A 16,070-nucleotide genomic window follows, 5' to 3' on the forward strand; every position below is an offset into this window, starting at 1 on the left:
AATCCGCTTTTGTATTTTATTTTCAAAAGGTATGAATTTGAAAATTTTAGGTATAGATCCAGGTTCAAGAAATTGTGGTTATGCTATCATAGAAGCCAACAAAGGAAAAAACATTCTCATAGAAGCAGGACTTATAAAGATAAAGCCAAGTACCTTACAGTATCAAATCACAGAACTTTGTGAGGGTTTGGACTTGATTTTTAAAAACCATTCTTTTGATGAAGTGGCTATAGAAGATATCTTTTTTGCTTACAATCCAAAAACTGTTTTAAAACTCGCACAATTTCGTGGAGCCCTATCTTTAAAAATTCTTCAAATTCATGGAGATTTTGCAGAATACACTCCCTTGCAAGTGAAAAAAGCCGTTACAGGAAAAGCCAAAGCAACCAAAGAACAAGTTGCTTTTATGGTAAAAAGGCTTTTAGGACTTAGTAAAGATATCAAGCCTTTAGATATCACAGATGCTATCGCAGTGGCTTTAACCCATGCGGCAAATTTAAGAGTTAGGGTGTGATTTTGGTAATTTTCATTACACAAAAGCCCAAAGCTCCATAAACCCCAAAATACCTTTAAATTTTTTCTATATTTTTTAAAAATTTTATAAAAAATTTCAAAAGTTGGAACAGAACTTGCTTATAAACTTCAAATAAACGCAAAAAGTTTTTTAAAGCCAAAGCGTTAAATTTTTAAAGCAATATTTTATAAAGGATTTAAGATGATGAGATCACTTTGGTCTGGCGTAAGCGGACTACAAGCACATCAAGTTGCGATGGATGTTGAAGGCAATAACATTTCAAATGTTAACACCACTGGTTTTAAATACTCTCGTGCAGATTTTGGAACTATGTTTAGCCAAACAGTAAAAATCGCTACAACTCCAACTGATGGAAGAGGCGGACAAAACCCACTTCAAATCGGTCTTGGCGTTTCAGTAAGTTCTACTACAAGAATTCACTCTCAAGGTTCAGTTCAAACTACAGATAAAAACACTGACGTTGCTATCAATGGTGATGGTTTTTTCATGGTGAGTGATGATGGCGGTCTTACAAACTATCTTACAAGAAGCGGGGATTTTAAACTTGATGCTTATGGTAACTTTGTAAATAATTCAGGTTTTATTGTTCAAGGATGGAACATCAACTGGGATGATCAAACCATAGATAGTTCAAGAACTCCACAAAACATTTTTATCGATCCAGGTATGCATATCCCTGCAGCAAAATCAACCGAAGTAGCTATCAAAGCAAACTTAAATAGTGGCTTAAATATAGGAACTTCAAGTAGAAATCTTTATGGTCTTGACTCAGTTCATGGTTATAATACTAAAACCAACAAAGCTGAAGATGAAAACGATACTGGAACGACTCAGTTTTATACCACTTCTAAAAACTCGATTGAAGTAACTGAAAAAGGTGTGGATGCAGGATCGCTTTTTAACGCCAGTGGAACAGGGCTAAATTTAAGAGATGGTCAAGGAATTTGGGTTTCATATGCTGATGCAAAATATACTATCAATAAAACCGGAACAGCTTTTGACGAAAATAATAAAACCAGTCAAGGTGATCCAAATGGTGTGATTTTCTGGGGTAACAAAGATAATAAAGTAACTCTTGATATCACTATAAACGGAGTTAAAATTCAAAATTCAGACATACAAAGTCTTGATGATGCTATAGCTTATATCAACACTTTCACTGCACCAACTGATACTAGAGATGGAACAGGAGTAAAAGCGGTTAAAAAGTCTGATGGAACAGGATTTGAACTTGTTAATGATAATGCTGATGGCACTACAGACAATATGAAAAATATTGATTTAACCGTAAATCAAGCCAATACAGCAGGTGAATTACATAAATTGACTTACGATGGTGATACGGATAAATTTAAAGCAGATAATTTAAAGAAAAACGGGAATTCCAATTGGATAGATGTTGCTGCTGTTAATGGTACAACTGAAAGAGCTCAAGTTATTACTGCGCATAAATATATTTATAGTTCAAATCCTGTGGATTTGCCACCTATGACAAATCCTGATGGAGGTCCATCTTTTGACGCTGGAGATGGTGCAACTCCTACTGATCCTGCTTCTAAAAACTATAGAGATGCTCTTACAGGTGGACTTTTAAATACTACTGCAAGACAGTTTAGAACCACAGAAGATTTAAGAGAGCTTTTGCAAAGAGATGCTAGATATGGGGTAGACTATGATGGAGATGGTAAATTTACTATAGGTGGAGATGTAAACCAAGCTGTAAAAGTTGTTGTAAATGATACAGGGCATTTTGCTATCTCAAATGCTAAAGAAAATTCAACTATACCAGCAGGAGCAACAGCACAAAATAGTAAAATTGAGACTGGTACACCAAAAAATATGAGTTTTAATATCACTGCTTATTCTAACAAAGAAGGCACAGTAAGCACTAATGATGCTTTTACAGCTATCTTTAAAGCTTGGGATGGTCCTTTAGTAACGGGTGGATCGATCAAAGAAAGCGAACAACTTAAACTTTCATCTTTTTCAGCCGCGCTTGATATCTATGATTCTTTAGGTTCAAAACACAGTCTTGAAGTACAGTTTGTAAAACAAAGTACCACTCAAGATGGGGGTAATGAATGGCAAATGATCATCCGTGTGCCAGAACCTGCAGAGATCAACACTACAGGAGAAGGTCCTACGAACATCATCGTGGGTAGTGCAAGATTTAACAACGATGGATCTTTGGCTAGCTATACACCAAAAACTATAAGCTTTTCACCAAACAATGGTGCTGCGCCAAATCAACAAATCAAACTTTCCTTTGGAACAAGCGGAAGTAATGACGGCCTTGTAAGCTCAAACTCTGCTTCAACTCTAACAGGACAAGCAACTGATGGTTATACTTCGGGTAACTTAAAACCTGATGCTATCCGCGTTGATGATAAAGGAAATATCTTAGGCGAATTTACCAATGGTAAAACCTTTGCAGTGGCAAAAATCGCTATGGCTTCAGTGGCTAATAACTCAGGTCTTGAGGAAATCGGCGGAAACCTTTTCAAAGTTACTGCAAATAGTGGTAATATCGTAGTAGGTGAAGCAGGAACAGGGGGTCGTGGCGAGATGAAAACCTCCGCTCTTGAAATGTCAAATGTGGATTTGAGCCGTTCTTTAACAGAACTTATCATTATCCAAAGGGGTTATCAAGCAAACTCAAAAACCATTTCAACCAGTGATCAAATGCTTCAAACCTTGATCCAGCTTAAACAATAATTTAAGCTTAATATTCTATAAAATATTGTTTTTTGCTCCCTTTAAGGGAGCAAGCCTTGCTTTACAAGCCTATCTTGGTAGTCTTGTAATACTAGGCTTAGGCTTGAACTGCCTTCAATTTATTGCTAACTCACTCTTGCTAGGGGTGAGTTGCAATAAAATTGCATTTTCTTATCTGTATCATAATCGTTTTAAAAACTTATTTTGTTATAATTTTTGCTTGAATTTAAATTTAAGGAAAATCTATGCGTTATGGTGAAAAAGAAATCAAAGAATTTGATGTAGAAAATATGGAAATTTGGCCAAATGATGCGAAAAATGACTATATTATTAAAATTACTTTGCCTGAATTTATGTGTTGTTGTCCGCGTTCGGGTTATCCTGACTTTGCGACGATTTATCTTGAATATATGCCTGATAAATTTGTGGTTGAGCTTAAGGCGATAAAGCTTTATATCAATACTTTTATGCATAGAAATGTTTCACATGAAGCAAGTATCAATGAAATTTATAATACTTTAAAAGATAAATTAAAACCAAAATGGATTAAAGTTGTGGGGGATTTTAACCCGCGTGGAAATGTGCATACGGTAATAGAATGTCGTAGTGATATAGTTGTTCCAAAATAATATTTGAGTAAAATATTCACATATTTTTATGTAAAGATTAAATATTTTATAAAAAATTCTTATTTAATCTTTGAAGAATATATAATATAAAAAGATCTAAAATTTTTAGATCGAATTTTATTATAAGGAGTTAGGTTATGAATAAAAAATTATTAAGCATTGTCGCAAGTGCTACTTTGTTTTCAAATTTGGCTTTAGCAGATGAGAATTCCGGTTTTTTTATAGGTGCTGATGCAGCTTGGATGCATGCTCAAGTAAAAAGTGAGTTAAAGCATAATAAAACAACTAAGCAAATTTTCAATGGAGATATTTCAGGTAATATACCATCGTTTGGTCTAAAACTTGGATATCGTTTAAATGAAAATCATAGAATTTATGCTGGTTATAATTATTCTGATGAATTTAGTGATTTTATCAAAACTCCTAGAATTCAAATCGAAGGTGATTTTACTACACATAAATTTTTAACAGGTTATGATTTTACTCCTAAGCTTTTTGAAAAAACCAGAGCTGTTTTAGGTGTGTATGGAGGATATGCAAGAACAGATCTTACCTTAAAAACAAGCTTTTTATCTTTGTCGCAAAATTTTGACGGTTATTTTTATGGAGCGAAAATAGGTGCTTTATATGATTTGACACCACATAATGAAATAGAATTAGGCTTTAAAGCAGAGCAAATTCATTATAATTCTAGAAATTTTTATCAAAATAAAGTGGGCTCAAACTTTTACGATCCTAAACAAACAAATTATGGTGTATATTTAGGATATAATTATAAATTTTAATCTAATGCAAGTTTTTATAACTTGCATTAATGAAATCAACCTCCACCGATAAAGTATTTTTCTACATCATCAAGTAATTTTTCACAAATTTGAGAATCTGTGTTTTTTTCTACTATAAGATTTATATAAGTTTTAGTATCTCTAAAGCTTCCTGCTGATTTTGAATTTTCGCGAGTGAGTTTTTGAGTGTCTCTAGTGTATTCTATATTGATGTTAAATTTTAGTGCAGCACTTGCTTCACCTAAATTCGTTTTTACTACTACATTCATTTTAGAAGCTTTAGCGAGTGTAGCTTGGGTTTTATTTATGATTTCTTTAAAGCGTTGGCAAGATCGTATGAGTGTAGCGATAAATTTGTTATCAAGCCCCTCATAAGCTACTTTGAGTTTGTTTTTGATATCTTTTGTACTTTCCTTTTCAGGGGCGACAAAAACCATGTAAAAACCGTTTTTTATAGCTACATTGTCTGTTTTTACATCGCGTCCACTTGACATAACTTTAACATAAATGGCATTATCAAGATAAACACGATCTACCATAGGGCCATAAATTTCGTATTCTTTTTTTCGGACTATGACTTCACGGGCTAGCATATTTAATTTTACATTGGCTTCGTGAATAACAGGTTCCATTTCTTTTTTAATCTCTAAGAGTTCTTTTAACATCAACATCCTTTTTGTTACTTAAAATTACAATTATATCAATAATTTTCTTAATTTAAGAATTTTACAAATACATTTACTAAAAATATGATACATCAAGGATTAGTTTTAACAAAGGAGGAAAAGATGAAGCAAATTTGTAAATTTCAAATTCAGTCCAACAAAAAAGTAAAGACAATACTTTTAATCTGCTACTGCAACTCTCACTTTAAAACTCAATTTTATTTTTAATCATTTTTTACATTTTTAATTTTTTATCATTGTTGTTAAGTTTTTGAAATTTTATTCATTTAGTCTATTTGGTTTTAAAGGATTAAATCATGAAAGATAATAAAATCATAATCTTTGACACCACTTTGCGTGATGTAGAAAATGCGATTTAGAAGAAGTGGTTATGGCGATAAAAACTTGCCTTGAAAATTTAGACTACGATGAAAATATTTATAATTTAGATGATGTTTATGTTTGGTGAGTTTTGAAAATTTTTGTAGCGGCTCTTCAAGAAAGCATGCGCCTTGGGCTTTGGTTGATTATGGTATTAGAGTTATTATCGCACCTTCTTTTGCAGATATTTTTAAAAACAATGCCTTAGGAAATGGTTTGCTTACCATAGAACTTACTAAAGATGAGGTTTTGGAAATAGTTGATGAGTTAAAAAAATCCCAAGATAAAAATATAGAAATTTCTTTGTTGGAAAAAAAGAGTATTTTTTAAAGATAAGATTTTTTCTTTTGATTTAGATGATTTTCACAGAATTTGTCTTTTGGAAGGACTTGATAATATAGCTTTGACTTTAAAACATGAAGCACAAATCAAAGCCTATGAGAAAAACTCAAAAAGCTTTTTGAGTTTAGAATTTTTTCATAAGCTAAAAAAGGATCTTGGTAATTAGGTATGTTAAAATTTCCACAAAAATTAAAATCAAGCTTTTTAAAAAGCGAATTCATAGGAAAATTTTTACTATGAGTATCTGCTCTTAAACTTGCCTTGTGATTTTCCAAGGCAAAATTTTCGCAAAAATTTAAAAGTTTTTGTGCTACGCCTTTGCCCTTTGCTTTTTGTTTGACGGCTAAACGGTGTAGATAAAAAGCTTTATCATCATATTTTTTGTTAAAAATAACTTGTTTGTAAAATTCAGGTTCAAATTTTTCATTGATACAGATAAAGCCTAAAATTTCATCATTTTCTTTAAACACATAAAGTTCTTGTGCTTGTATATCTTCTTGAAAAACTATTTCATTAGGATAATTCTCATCCCATTGATGAAAATTCATAGCTTTCATAGCATTTAAAGCATCTTTTGTGATTTCAAGTATAGAATTTAAATCTTTATGGACGGCTTTTTGTATGATAGTGTTTTGCATGATAATCCTTTGTATAAGGAAGGGCGATGGTGGCTCCGATTGGACTTGAACCAACGGCCACTACCATGTCAAGGTAGTGCTCTACCAGCTGAGCTACGGAACCATATGGTGGAGCATAGCGGGTTCGAACCGCTGACCCCAACGCTGCCAGCGTTGTGCTCTCCCAGCTGAGCTAATGCCCCTTTATAAGTCTGAGATTTTATCGCAATATTACTTGTTTTTGGCTGAAAACTAAAATCAAATTTTTAATTTATGATGTAATATACTACTTTATTAAAAGATTTAAATCAAGTTTCTAAATATGTTAAAGATGAAAAAATTAAAAAACTTTTAATAGAAAAAGATAAAGATAAAAAAGGCGAAAATGGCGGAATAGGAACTCCAGCAACAAGAAGTAATCACATAGAAACTTTAATAAACAGAGGCTATATTGTAGTTTCAAAGGATAAAAAGCAAATTGTTAATGCTACAGAACTTGGAATTAATTTAATCCAAAATTTAGATCCTATATTGACAAATCCAGACATGACAGCTTTATGGTTTGAATCTCAAAAAGAGATACAAGAAGGAAAACTAAAAAGAAGCGATTTTTTAAATTCAATTAATGATTTTATTTTAAAAATAATTGATAATGAAAAGAGTTTAAACAAAAAAATTGTTTCTAATGAAGAAAAAGAAAAAATAACTTGTCCTAAATGTCAAAAAAGGTTTTTTAAGAGAAATAAATGGAAAATTTGGAAAATTCTTTTCTTGTTCTGAATATTCTAATGGTTGTGATTTTAAGGCGAAATCTGTTAATGGAAAACCTGAATTAGAAAATAAAAGCACTAATTTAAATATATCTTTTAAATGTCCTCAATGTAATCAAGGAAACTTAATAAAAAGAGAAAGTAAAAATGAAAAAAACAAATTTTGGTATGGTTGTTCTGAATGGAAAAATGGTTGTAAATTTATGTGTCCTGAATTAAATGGCGAACCTAATTTAAATGCTAAAAATAATTTTCAAAACAATTATAAGCAAAAGGTTAAATACAAATGAAAAAAATAATTTTATTTTTATTGCTGTTTAATTTCTTATTTGCAGAAGGAACAAATAATGGGCAAGGAGTTGTTTCTGAAACTACTAAAGAAGAAATGCAAAAAATATTTCCTAATAGTGATGATGACATAGATTCTAAAAATGGATGTAGTTGGGAGTGTAGAAAGGTTAATAGCGGATATGGAACTCAAATCATAGGATTTGATTTTAAAAATGGGACAACTTTTTGTAGAGTTTATAAAAATGAAAATTTTGATTTAGATTTAAAATTTAATGCTTCAAAAACTAATTTATCTTGTGCTAAACAAGTGTATACAGGACTTGATACTGAATTAAAAAATTATGAAAATATAGATAGAAAAATTAATTTAGAAAGTATAATTAAATGGACGCCAAGCGATACTAAAATTAATTTTGCAAAATATTTAGTTGCTTTAGCAACTTTAAATCCAAATATTATCGATAGAGAAAAAACTTATAATTTAGGAGAATTAACCTTAAAAGATGGTATAGATAATTTTAGCATTAAAACTATACAAAAAAATCAAAGTTTTATGGATTTTTTGATAGCTCCAAATTCTGTTTTAAATCAAAATAAAGGATTTTCTACTTCAAGTATAAGTTTGCAAGAAACTTCAGCTGTAGATGGTTTTAATAAAAATAATATGGCGTATTTTTCAAATCTATTTTTAGCCAATGAAAAAATTTATCAACATTTACAAATTCTAATTCTTGTTTTAGTTGGTGGATTTTTTCTTACTTCAATTAGTGCAGAAAAAATTCAAGCTTACTTAGAAAATAGGGGCGAAAATGAAGGAAAGCAAAAATTTTTACATAAATTTTATATTCCAATGATTATGATAGGAACATTTTTTATGCCTATACCCGAAGGAAATGGTTTAGCTCACTCAACAATTATGCAAAACGTCATTAGATATTTTGCATTAAAATCAACAGATATTGCAGATATGGCTAGTGCAATTGGTGGAAAAACCTATATGGATAAAATTTATAAAAGTATAGGTGGAGTAAATATTCAAGGTATTAAAGCCTTATTAGAGAAAAAGAAAGAAAATGAGTTTCTTATAAGTCAAGGAGATGAAATTTATAAAAAAACTTGTTCTTTAAGATATAAAAACCAACTATCTGCCATTAGAGAAAGCTATATCACTTCTTTAACAGATGAAGATAAAGAAAAAATAAAACGATTTTTAGCTGAAGATAGTAATGATATGGCAGGAAAAAATGGCGATATTTCCTTGGAAGCTTGTATAGCTTTAGAAGCTGATATTTTAAAAGCAAGAAATGAAATAACTAAAATAAATTCTCAAATGGAAAAAATTGATAAATTAAGAGATAACACTCAAAAAATCAATGAAATGAAAAATCTTGATGCTTATTTTGCAGTAAGAGAAATGCAACTTGGATGGATAAATTCTTTATTTACGCCAAGTAGTGCAATTTTAGCAGAAGTAACTATGTTTAAAGAAGAGCAAGGTGATGAAGATGAACAAAAAGAAAGGATGATTAAAGCAACTAAAAAAATATTCAAAACACTAAAGAAAATATAAATAAAGGAGATATTGAAATTAGTAAAGATGATATTACAGATAGCTCTTTAGGATGGATAGCAGGTAAATTAGTATGGATGATGTTACCAGGAGCTTCAACTATAAAAGATTTTGTAATGGAAAATACTGGAAAATTCATGGCTGTAATTCAAGCAGCAGCAGCTTCTACTGTGCCAATCATAGGAACAGTAGGTGGAGCTATCGTTGGATACATAACAGGAACAGTTGCCTCAACAATTACAGGATATGCTATAGCTATAATGTTAATAGAATGGACTTTTCAAAAAATACCATTATTGGTTTGCACTACAGCTTCTATTATAATATTTGTATCTTATTTAGTTTCTTTGATAAAATATTTTTATATTTCACCATTCGTTGTAGCTTTCTCCTTAGCAACTAAAAGAATGGATAAAATTATTGAATTCTTAATTAATGGTATGGCTATATTTTTAAAACCCGTATTAATTATTCTCTTTATATATTTATCATTATTTATAAATGTTTTAGTAGACGAATTTTTCTTATTTGTTTCTGTAGAACAATTTACAGGAATTAAAACTAGCGTATATAATTTTCACACTAACTTTATTATAGGTGCAATCACAGGCTTATTAACTATATTTGCAAAAATTGCTTCAGCGGTAATTATGTGGAATTTAATTATTAAAGGGTCTTCATGGGCTTTATCATTAGTAGGTATTGATGGAAAACAAAGTGAAATGATTTCTCAAGGTATGGAAAACACTTTAAACAAGAGAGCAAATATTGTTTAAAGAAATCTCAACTAAACCAAATATATACAAAGGAATAAAATGGAAAAAAATATATAGAACTTGAAAGAAAAGAAGGACAAATCAATGACATTCCATACGCTATTTTGAAAGTTGAATATCCTAATCTAAAAGAATTAAAAGATAAGGATTTATTAATGCAAAATGACAAAGGACAATGGCTTTGTGGCTATATTGGCTTAAAACACGAACAAGAATTAGATTTTAATAAGTTGAAAAATGAAGTTTGTATAGCCCCTATTTATTTAGAAAAATTTGACACTGATTTATTTGAAAAAGACGAGAATATTACTAAAATCATATTTTTTGATCAAAATCATTCTTGGAATAAAAGTAGGATAAATACTCAGTTAGATGAAGATTTATGCTTAAAAGATATTGAAAAAGTAGTAAATCACATTATTGATTTTAACAAAAATAATATAAAAGAAGAAAATTCCAATAAAGAATATAAATTTCAAAGGAGAAGAAAATGACAAAAATAGATTATTATAATTTTTTAGATGAAGCAGATTACTTAATGAAAAAATACAAAGAAGAACAAAAGGAGCTTACAGAAGAAGTATTTTTAAATTTTTTAAAAGAAATGGTAGAAAAATACAATCTTAATAAAAGAAAATATGATTTTTTTGTGCTTCATAATAATTTTCTCTTTGTAACAAAAAACAAGCAATGTTACACAATAATCAGCTTTGAAAAAGACAAAGATAGAAAAATAGATTTTTCAGGATATAGCCTTGAAACAAAAGAACAAGGAGAAAAATATTTTGAAGAAAATTTTAAAGAATATGAGAAAGTTGATTTTTTATGGAAAACATAAAATTTGAGAAAAAATTAAAAGAATTAGAACTTACAAAAAAATATGGAAAGAGTAACTATGTTAAAATTACAAATCCAAACGCAACAAAAAAAGATATAGAAAAGGATAAAAAGAAAATGGTAGAAGAGAAAGAAAGTAAGGGGAGCAATCCTATACAATTAAGAATTAGCGATAAGACGAAAGAATACCTTCAAGAGAGAGCTGACAGCTTAGGTTTTCCTTTAAATACATATATTTACCATCTTATTATGAAAGATATGGAAACTTTTAATCAAAAGTGATTAAAAGTTTTTTCGAAAAATGCTAAACTCAAAGAAACACTAGATAAAAAAGCTGAAGAGTTAGGCATTAACGCAACTCAACCCATAAAAACATTTTAATTATCAGAAATATCACAAAATTTCCTTCGCAAATTACACTCAACGCTAAGTATACTATAATGATCATTATAATTTATAATCATTATATCAGCATATTCATATCTTCCATTTTCAATTTCTTTTTTAGATTCTTTTTGTGAATTTAAAAGAAAATTATAATCTCTTTCTTTAAGTGTTTTAATATTTTTTATTTCGCTTAAATCAATTAAAGAATACTTTCCACTTGTTTTATACTCTTCATCAATTTTTTTAAGTGCAAATTCATATCCTTCTTTACTTCCTTGCTCTGAATTATAAGTATATTCTTTAAGTTTAGGTTCTCCACAACCTATAAAAATTAAAGATAATCCAAAAATAATTAAATGCAAACTTTTTTCTTTTTTCATTTTAGTTCCTTCTTATTTTATCTTTTAAATTTTCTTGATATTCATTTTTTTCATTTTTTAGAGCGAAATGTTTTCTTTTTTCTAGTTCATTTTTAACTTCTTTTATTACTATTGTGTCAAATTTTTCAAAGTTTTTATAATAACAAGCTTCTTCCAAAGCTTGAAAGTATTCTTCTTTTGAAGAATACTTAATATTGATAGGTGGATAATTATTTTTAACAAGCTCATAATTCATTAAAAGCCTTGACATTCTTCCATTACCATCAATAAATGGGTGTATTCTAACAAAGTCAATATGTATTCTTGAAGCTCTAATAATAGGGTGTAAATTTTGTGCTTCATTCTCATACCAATTTAAAAAGTTTTTCATTTCAAAATCAATACTCAAATAATCAGGTGGAATATGTTTTGCACCGCTAATCACTACATTAGCCTTTCTATATACTCCAGCATTCTTTATATCAATTGTTTGTAAAATAATTTGATGTAAAGATTTAATATCAAATTCATTTAAAATTGTATTAGCATTTGCAAGTTCTAACATAAAATCAATAGCATGTGAATGGTTTATGGTTTCTAAGTGTTCTTTTACACTTTTTCCTGCAATAGTCATACCTTCAAGCACTGCTTTTGTTTCAAATAAGGTAAGTGTATTTCCTTCGATTGCATTAGAATCATTTGTATATCTTAATTTAAAATCTTCTTCTAGTGATTTTTTAGTTTCAAAAGCTAGTTTGTGTTCTTTCAAAAAATCTTTTAGAATATCAATTTCCTTTAGAACATCTTTTAAATTCATTTTCTTTTCCTATTTTTTATAATGATAGAATATTTTTTTATTTTATCAATTTTTCTATTAATTTAACCATCCCAATACAAAAAACAGATATTTCTCCATATAAGACAGAAATTCCCTAACTTTTCTTTTGTTATTCATTTTTTTCTCCTTTTATTCCAAAGATAATCAATATTATATTATATAGTATTATATTATAAAATTTTCACTCCTTAACTTCTAAATAACTCCTTGTTTTCGTAGATATTGCCTACGATTTCAAAATTATAATAATATTTTTCATAATAAGTTATTTCTCCACCTTGTTCCGCATCTTCATCTATATTCGATGTAAGCACAAAACCATTTTTCCCAAATTTAACAATACCCATATATTTTTGCCAAAAATGATAAGCTGTGATAAATGTATAAAAAGATTTATTTTTTATGAAAAATTATTTGATTAATTCTAAAATATCTCTTTTTTTGTTAAGTTCAAGTTGTCTAGAATAATAAAAATATTTGGTCAAAACCAAAATTCCTATATGGAATTCTTTTTTCTTATCTAAAAATTTCTTAATATATTGATGAACATTATTAATAATTTCCAATGCATCTTTTGGGCGACTTTAAAATATTCAATTACTGCTGACAAATTCTCATTATCAATCAAAGCAAAGTGATAATTTGGTTTTAAAGTTCCTTCCGTAAACCAAGTTTCGCAAGTTATTTTTGGAGCTAAAACTAAAGAATTAGAATTCATAGCCCATTTTAAGTTGCTTGCTGCATCGTTACCCTCTAAAGAAATTATAAATTTATATTTCATTTGTTCTTTTTTGTTTAAAAAGTTTTTTTTCCATTGGCTAGGTTGTTTTGAAGTATCTCCTATATCGCAAAAAGTTCTACCAAAATAAGAATCAAAAAATTCTTTTCTATGTTTTTGATATACTGCTCCTCTAAATATTGCTATATCCTTTTTATTTTCATAGTTTATGTTATCTTTTAAAAAGCAAAAGTGCCTATTTTTATCAAGTTTTAATAAAATATTATTTATATTATTTTCCAAAGATCTCGATTTGCAAATAGTTGCTTCTTTAAAAGTATGTCTTACATCGCCAAATTCTTTATTCCATAAAAATTCATCTTTAAAGTATTTACTGATTTCATAAGCATCAAAAGCATAAGAGGTGTCTTTAAAAGGAAATTTTCCTATTTTTTCCTTTGCTGTAGGTGTAAAAAATTCATTTATTTGATTATAATATTTAACTCGAGTTTGTATTTCTTCTAGGTCTTTAATATTGTATTTTAAAATATCATTAAAAATTTTATCTAAATTTATTTGAAAAAAAATATCTTGGTATAAAAGATATTCCTATTCCTTTTAAATTCATCAAAAGTCTTGATTGTAGCATTATAAAAAACCTAATAAATAAAATTTTTAATATCTTATCAAAAATTTAAGAATTTGTAAACAATAAAATAACTTTTGACAAAACAATAATTTTTAAATATTAAAAATAAGAATGGCAGACAGGAAGGGATTCGAACCCTCGAAAGCTTGCACTTTACACGCGTTCCAGGCGTGCTCCTTCAACCGCTCGGACACCTGTCTATGAAATAAAGCGTTCATTATATCTATAAAAGCTTTAAAAATAAAGAAATTTTTTAAATATTGAAAATAAAATTATTTTTTAAAAAAATCAGAAAATTTTTAGTAAAAAGTAGTATAATTATATTTTTATTTTTAGTCAGGGTAGCTCAGCTGGTTAGAGCGCTGGTCTCATAAGCCGGAGGTCGGGAGTTCAAGTCTCCCCCTTGACACCATTAAATGTAATAATTATTTTTTTTCTTTTGTTACTACAAAAACAATTCCACCAAAACCTATAATCACAACAGCTGTTATAAAAACGATTTCAAAAATATCTAGCATTGTCATTGTTCTTTTGCCCTTTCTTTAAGCTGTCCACAAGCAGCTGAGATATCAAGCCCTTTACTTTCTCTTATAGTGCAAGTTACACCTTTATTGCTGAGTAAATCTTGAAATTTAATCACATTTTCTAAACTAGGGCGTTTATATAAACTTCCTTCATGTGGATTAAAGAGTATTAAATTCACTTTGGCTTTAATACCATTCAAAAGCTTGACTAATTCTTTAGCGTGTTCAAGCTTATCATTGATACCATCAATTAAAAGATATTCAAACATCACCCTTTTTCTTTGATCTATAGGAAATTCACGCACCGCATCCATAATCGCAGCGATATTATAAGCTTTATTGATAGGCATAAGTTCGGTTCGAAGCTCATCATTAACCGCGTGCAATGATATAGCAAGTAAAACACCTAAGTTCATTTGACCTAATTCTTTGATTTGTTTTGCTAAACCACTAGTGCTGATGGTTTGACGGCGGGGACTTATGGCAAGCCCCTCATTTTGTGCTAAAATTTTTACCGCTTTAGAAACATTTTTAAGATTATCCAAAGGCTCGCCCATACCCATATATACTATATTTACACGGCGTTCATAAGGGATATTATTTTGTTTTTTGATCCATAAAATTTGTCCGACTATCTCCCCTGCGCTTAAATTTCTTTTCAAACCACCCTTGGCAGTAAGACAAAAACTACATCCACTTTTACAACCCACTTGAGAAGAAACACAGATAGTGTATCTTGCATGAGAAATTCTTTTGCCTTCTGCGTCTATTTTTTCTTCTTTCATAGGCAAAAGCACACTTTCTACCCTTAAACCATCAACGAGTTCAAAAAGATATTTTATACTTCCATCTTTACTTTGCTCATTTTTAACACATTTTACAGGAGAGAAATGAAAATTTTGCGCAAGTTCTAAACGTAGATCTTTTGATAAACTTGACATATCGGAAAAATTATTGGCGTATTTTTGATAAATCCATTGATAAATTTGTTTCACGCGAAACATCGGTTTGATTTTTTCTCCTAATTCTTCAGGTAAAAAATCTAAAATATTAACAAGCTCTTTCAAAATTATTTTCCTTTTTTGAATTTTTAAATATAATGATATTTTTTTAAGTATTCTTCTAATTTTTCTTTTGCCTTTTGATGATTTTTTATAAAATCTTCGTGAGCGTTTTCATTGCAAAAATTTGTTGCACACAAAATACACTCTGCATCAATATTTAAATTTTTAGCTACGCTCAAAACAGAAAAGGCTTCCATATTTTCTGCAAAAAAACCTAATTTTGAAAATTCTTTTGCTGCTTTTGAATTTTGACAAATATAATTTGAAGAATTGATTTTTATTGTTTCACGAGAAACATTTTCTTTTTCTAAGCAAATTTCATATTTTGCAGGAGTATAAAATGCATGTGAAATTTTAGAAAATTCTACATTAAAAGCGTGCGAACTTCTATAAATTTCTAAAATCTCTCCCTTATCATAAAGCCCACAAGTTCCTATAAATATAAGTTTTGATGGTTTTTCTTTGAAGCAAAGTTGACTCAAATGAAAAGCTGATTCAACCAAACCTATGCCTATAGCTTTTGCAAAAGAAAAATTTTCATTTCCACCCGCACAAACAATCATTTTGATCCTTATGAAATTTTACAAAAAATAATTCTACCTAAAAAGACTTAATTAA

Annotated in this window: 19 protein-coding genes, 4 tRNA genes and 1 pseudogene; 12 read left to right on the top strand and 12 right to left on the bottom strand. The window is 29.1% G+C overall.

Going from position 1 to position 16,070, the window contains the following annotated elements; genetic code table 11:
• The first annotated feature begins 31 nt into the window (after positions 1–31).
• The 4 genes from ruvC to AJ939_RS05560 all read left to right on the top strand — a co-directional run bounded on the left by ruvC (position 32) and on the right by AJ939_RS05560 (position 4,664).
• Entirely contained in the window at positions 32–514 is a 483-nt protein-coding gene (gene ruvC / locus AJ939_RS05540; protein ID WP_011050020.1) for a crossover junction endodeoxyribonuclease RuvC, read from the top strand.
• 201 nt (positions 515–715) lie between these two features.
• On the top strand, positions 716–3,250 hold the full coding sequence (gene flgE, locus AJ939_RS05545) for a flagellar hook protein FlgE (protein WP_070276306.1): 2,535 nt from the start codon (positions 716–718) through the stop codon (positions 3,248–3,250).
• Between the two features lie 245 nt (positions 3,251–3,495).
• On the top strand, positions 3,496–3,879 hold the full coding sequence (gene queF, locus AJ939_RS05555) for a preQ(1) synthase (RefSeq protein ID WP_070233449.1): 384 nt from the start codon (positions 3,496–3,498) through the stop codon (positions 3,877–3,879).
• A 137-nt stretch (positions 3,880–4,016) separates the two neighbouring features.
• On the top strand, positions 4,017–4,664 hold the full coding sequence (locus AJ939_RS05560) for an outer membrane beta-barrel protein (RefSeq protein WP_070276308.1): 648 nt from the start codon (positions 4,017–4,019) through the stop codon (positions 4,662–4,664).
• Between the two features lie 35 nt (positions 4,665–4,699).
• Here the strand turns inward: AJ939_RS05560 and AJ939_RS05565 are convergent, their stop codons facing one another.
• A complete protein-coding gene (locus tag AJ939_RS05565) occupies positions 4,700–5,329 on the bottom strand; it encodes a hypothetical protein (protein WP_002860843.1) in 630 nt (209 codons plus the stop codon).
• Positions 5,330–5,791: 462 nt separating this feature from the next.
• Here AJ939_RS05565 and leuD point away from each other — a divergent pair.
• A pseudogene (gene leuD, locus AJ939_RS05570) lies at positions 5,792–6,218 on the top strand (3-isopropylmalate dehydratase small subunit); the annotation flags it as partial.
• On the opposite strand, the gene AJ939_RS05575 reads toward leuD, so the two are convergent.
• The 3 genes from AJ939_RS05575 to AJ939_RS05585 all read right to left on the bottom strand — a co-directional run bounded on the left by AJ939_RS05575 (position 6,139) and on the right by AJ939_RS05585 (position 6,872).
• Positions 6,139–6,690, bottom strand: a complete 552-nt coding sequence (locus tag AJ939_RS05575; RefSeq protein ID WP_070276312.1) for a GNAT family N-acetyltransferase — start codon at positions 6,688–6,690, stop codon at positions 6,139–6,141. The pseudogene leuD and the gene AJ939_RS05575 overlap by 80 nt on opposite strands.
• A 27-nt stretch (positions 6,691–6,717) precedes the next feature.
• Positions 6,718–6,793: transfer RNA gene (locus AJ939_RS05580), tRNA-Val, on the bottom strand.
• 3 nt (positions 6,794–6,796) lie between these two features.
• Positions 6,797–6,872: transfer RNA gene (locus AJ939_RS05585), tRNA-Ala, on the bottom strand.
• Positions 6,873–7,008: 136 nt separating this feature from the next.
• On the opposite strand from AJ939_RS05585, the gene AJ939_RS11310 reads away from it, so the two are divergent.
• The 6 genes from AJ939_RS11310 to AJ939_RS05615 all read left to right on the top strand — a co-directional run bounded on the left by AJ939_RS11310 (position 7,009) and on the right by AJ939_RS05615 (position 11,195).
• Positions 7,009–7,449 (top strand): DNA topoisomerase, encoded by a 441-nt coding sequence (locus tag AJ939_RS11310; protein ID WP_315940633.1) that lies wholly within the window; start codon positions 7,009–7,011, stop codon positions 7,447–7,449.
• A gap of 276 nt (positions 7,450–7,725) precedes the next feature.
• Positions 7,726–9,300, top strand: a complete 1,575-nt coding sequence (locus AJ939_RS05595) for a hypothetical protein (protein ID WP_053872651.1) — start codon at positions 7,726–7,728, stop codon at positions 9,298–9,300.
• Between the two features lie 80 nt (positions 9,301–9,380).
• Positions 9,381–10,076, top strand: coding sequence for a hypothetical protein (locus tag AJ939_RS05600; protein WP_053872652.1), 696 nt, complete (start codon positions 9,381–9,383; stop codon positions 10,074–10,076).
• Positions 10,077–10,231: 155 nt separating this feature from the next.
• Positions 10,232–10,570 (top strand): hypothetical protein, encoded by a 339-nt coding sequence (locus AJ939_RS05605; RefSeq protein ID WP_070276314.1) that lies wholly within the window; start codon positions 10,232–10,234, stop codon positions 10,568–10,570.
• Positions 10,567–10,914, top strand: a complete 348-nt coding sequence (locus AJ939_RS05610; RefSeq protein WP_070276316.1) for a hypothetical protein — start codon at positions 10,567–10,569, stop codon at positions 10,912–10,914. The genes AJ939_RS05605 and AJ939_RS05610 overlap by 4 nt, the downstream gene beginning before the upstream one ends.
• Complete coding sequence (locus AJ939_RS05615; RefSeq protein ID WP_070233456.1) at positions 10,902–11,195, top strand: hypothetical protein; 294 nt, start codon at positions 10,902–10,904, stop codon at positions 11,193–11,195. The genes AJ939_RS05610 and AJ939_RS05615 overlap by 13 nt, the downstream gene beginning before the upstream one ends.
• A 95-nt stretch (positions 11,196–11,290) precedes the next feature.
• Here the strand turns inward: AJ939_RS05615 and AJ939_RS05620 are convergent, their stop codons facing one another.
• From AJ939_RS05620 to AJ939_RS05635, 5 genes are all read right to left on the bottom strand, one after another.
• A complete protein-coding gene (locus AJ939_RS05620; RefSeq protein WP_053872655.1) occupies positions 11,291–11,680 on the bottom strand; it encodes a hypothetical protein in 390 nt (129 codons plus the stop codon).
• A gap of 1 nt (position 11,681) precedes the next feature.
• The gene (locus AJ939_RS05625; protein ID WP_004305857.1) at positions 11,682–12,476 is read right to left on the bottom strand and encodes a Fic family protein; all 795 of its coding nucleotides are present in this window, start codon (positions 12,474–12,476) and stop codon (positions 11,682–11,684) included.
• Positions 12,477–12,685: 209 nt separating this feature from the next.
• Positions 12,686–12,844 (bottom strand): hypothetical protein, encoded by a 159-nt coding sequence (locus AJ939_RS10615; RefSeq protein ID WP_079729000.1) that lies wholly within the window; start codon positions 12,842–12,844, stop codon positions 12,686–12,688.
• Positions 12,845–13,017: 173 nt separating this feature from the next.
• The gene (locus AJ939_RS11145; RefSeq protein ID WP_250540855.1) at positions 13,018–13,518 is read right to left on the bottom strand and encodes a glycosyl transferase family 90; all 501 of its coding nucleotides are present in this window, start codon (positions 13,516–13,518) and stop codon (positions 13,018–13,020) included.
• A 458-nt stretch (positions 13,519–13,976) separates the two neighbouring features.
• Positions 13,977–14,064, bottom strand: a tRNA-Ser gene (locus tag AJ939_RS05635).
• Positions 14,065–14,199: 135 nt separating this feature from the next.
• On the opposite strand from AJ939_RS05635, the gene AJ939_RS05640 reads away from it, so the two are divergent.
• Positions 14,200–14,276: transfer RNA gene (locus AJ939_RS05640), tRNA-Met, on the top strand.
• Between the two features lie 13 nt (positions 14,277–14,289).
• On the opposite strand, the gene AJ939_RS05645 is transcribed toward AJ939_RS05640, so the two are convergent.
• From AJ939_RS05645 to AJ939_RS05655, 3 genes are read right to left on the bottom strand one after another with little or no spacing between them, the layout of a single operon-like run.
• Positions 14,290–14,388 carry a hypothetical protein gene (locus AJ939_RS05645; RefSeq protein ID WP_002869298.1) on the bottom strand — a complete coding sequence of 33 codons (99 nt, stop codon included), beginning with the start codon at positions 14,386–14,388 and terminating at the stop codon, positions 14,290–14,292.
• Positions 14,385–15,455 carry a 23S rRNA (adenine(2503)-C(2))-methyltransferase RlmN gene (rlmN, locus tag AJ939_RS05650; RefSeq protein WP_070209944.1) on the bottom strand — a complete coding sequence of 357 codons (1,071 nt, stop codon included), beginning with the start codon at positions 15,453–15,455 and terminating at the stop codon, positions 14,385–14,387. The genes AJ939_RS05645 and rlmN overlap by 4 nt, the downstream gene beginning before the upstream one ends.
• Positions 15,456–15,478: 23 nt before the next feature.
• Entirely contained in the window at positions 15,479–16,015 is a 537-nt protein-coding gene (locus tag AJ939_RS05655; protein ID WP_002859707.1) for a purine-nucleoside phosphorylase, read from the bottom strand.
• Positions 16,016–16,070 lie beyond the last annotated feature (55 nt).

Source organism: Campylobacter sp. BCW_6889 (assembly GCF_001762535.1).
In the GTDB taxonomy this organism is placed as follows: Bacteria; Campylobacterota; Campylobacteria; order Campylobacterales; family Campylobacteraceae; genus Campylobacter_D; species Campylobacter_D jejuni.

Bases quoted from the DNA above. Each gene is read 5' to 3' on its own strand.
- AJ939_RS05620 (WP_053872655.1), bottom strand. From the start codon at position 11,680: ATGAAAAAAGAAAAAAGTTTGCATTTAATTATTTTTGGATTATCTTTA.
- flgE (WP_070276306.1), top strand. From the start codon at position 716: ATGATGAGATCACTTTGGTCTGGCGTAAGCGGACTACAAGCACATCAA.
- AJ939_RS05560 (WP_070276308.1), top strand. From the start codon at position 4,017: ATGAATAAAAAATTATTAAGCATTGTCGCAAGTGCTACTTTGTTTTCA.
- ruvC (WP_011050020.1), top strand. From the start codon at position 32: ATGAATTTGAAAATTTTAGGTATAGATCCAGGTTCAAGAAATTGTGGT.
- AJ939_RS10615 (WP_079729000.1), bottom strand. From the start codon at position 12,844: ATGGGTATTGTTAAATTTGGGAAAAATGGTTTTGTGCTTACATCGAAT.
- queF (WP_070233449.1), top strand. From the start codon at position 3,496: ATGCGTTATGGTGAAAAAGAAATCAAAGAATTTGATGTAGAAAATATG.
- AJ939_RS05595 (WP_053872651.1), top strand. From the start codon at position 7,726: ATGAAAAAAATAATTTTATTTTTATTGCTGTTTAATTTCTTATTTGCA.
- AJ939_RS05605 (WP_070276314.1), top strand. From the start codon at position 10,232: ATGCAAAATGACAAAGGACAATGGCTTTGTGGCTATATTGGCTTAAAA.
- AJ939_RS05600 (WP_053872652.1), top strand. From the start codon at position 9,381: ATGTTACCAGGAGCTTCAACTATAAAAGATTTTGTAATGGAAAATACT.
- AJ939_RS05615 (WP_070233456.1), top strand. From the start codon at position 10,902: ATGGAAAACATAAAATTTGAGAAAAAATTAAAAGAATTAGAACTTACA.
- AJ939_RS05565 (WP_002860843.1), bottom strand. From the start codon at position 5,329: ATGTTAAAAGAACTCTTAGAGATTAAAAAAGAAATGGAACCTGTTATT.
- AJ939_RS05610 (WP_070276316.1), top strand. From the start codon at position 10,567: ATGACAAAAATAGATTATTATAATTTTTTAGATGAAGCAGATTACTTA.
- AJ939_RS05655 (WP_002859707.1), bottom strand. From the start codon at position 16,015: ATGATTGTTTGTGCGGGTGGAAATGAAAATTTTTCTTTTGCAAAAGCT.
- AJ939_RS05645 (WP_002869298.1), bottom strand. From the start codon at position 14,388: ATGACAATGCTAGATATTTTTGAAATCGTTTTTATAACAGCTGTTGTG.
- AJ939_RS05575 (WP_070276312.1), bottom strand. From the start codon at position 6,690: ATGCAAAACACTATCATACAAAAAGCCGTCCATAAAGATTTAAATTCT.
- AJ939_RS05625 (WP_004305857.1), bottom strand. From the start codon at position 12,476: ATGAATTTAAAAGATGTTCTAAAGGAAATTGATATTCTAAAAGATTTT.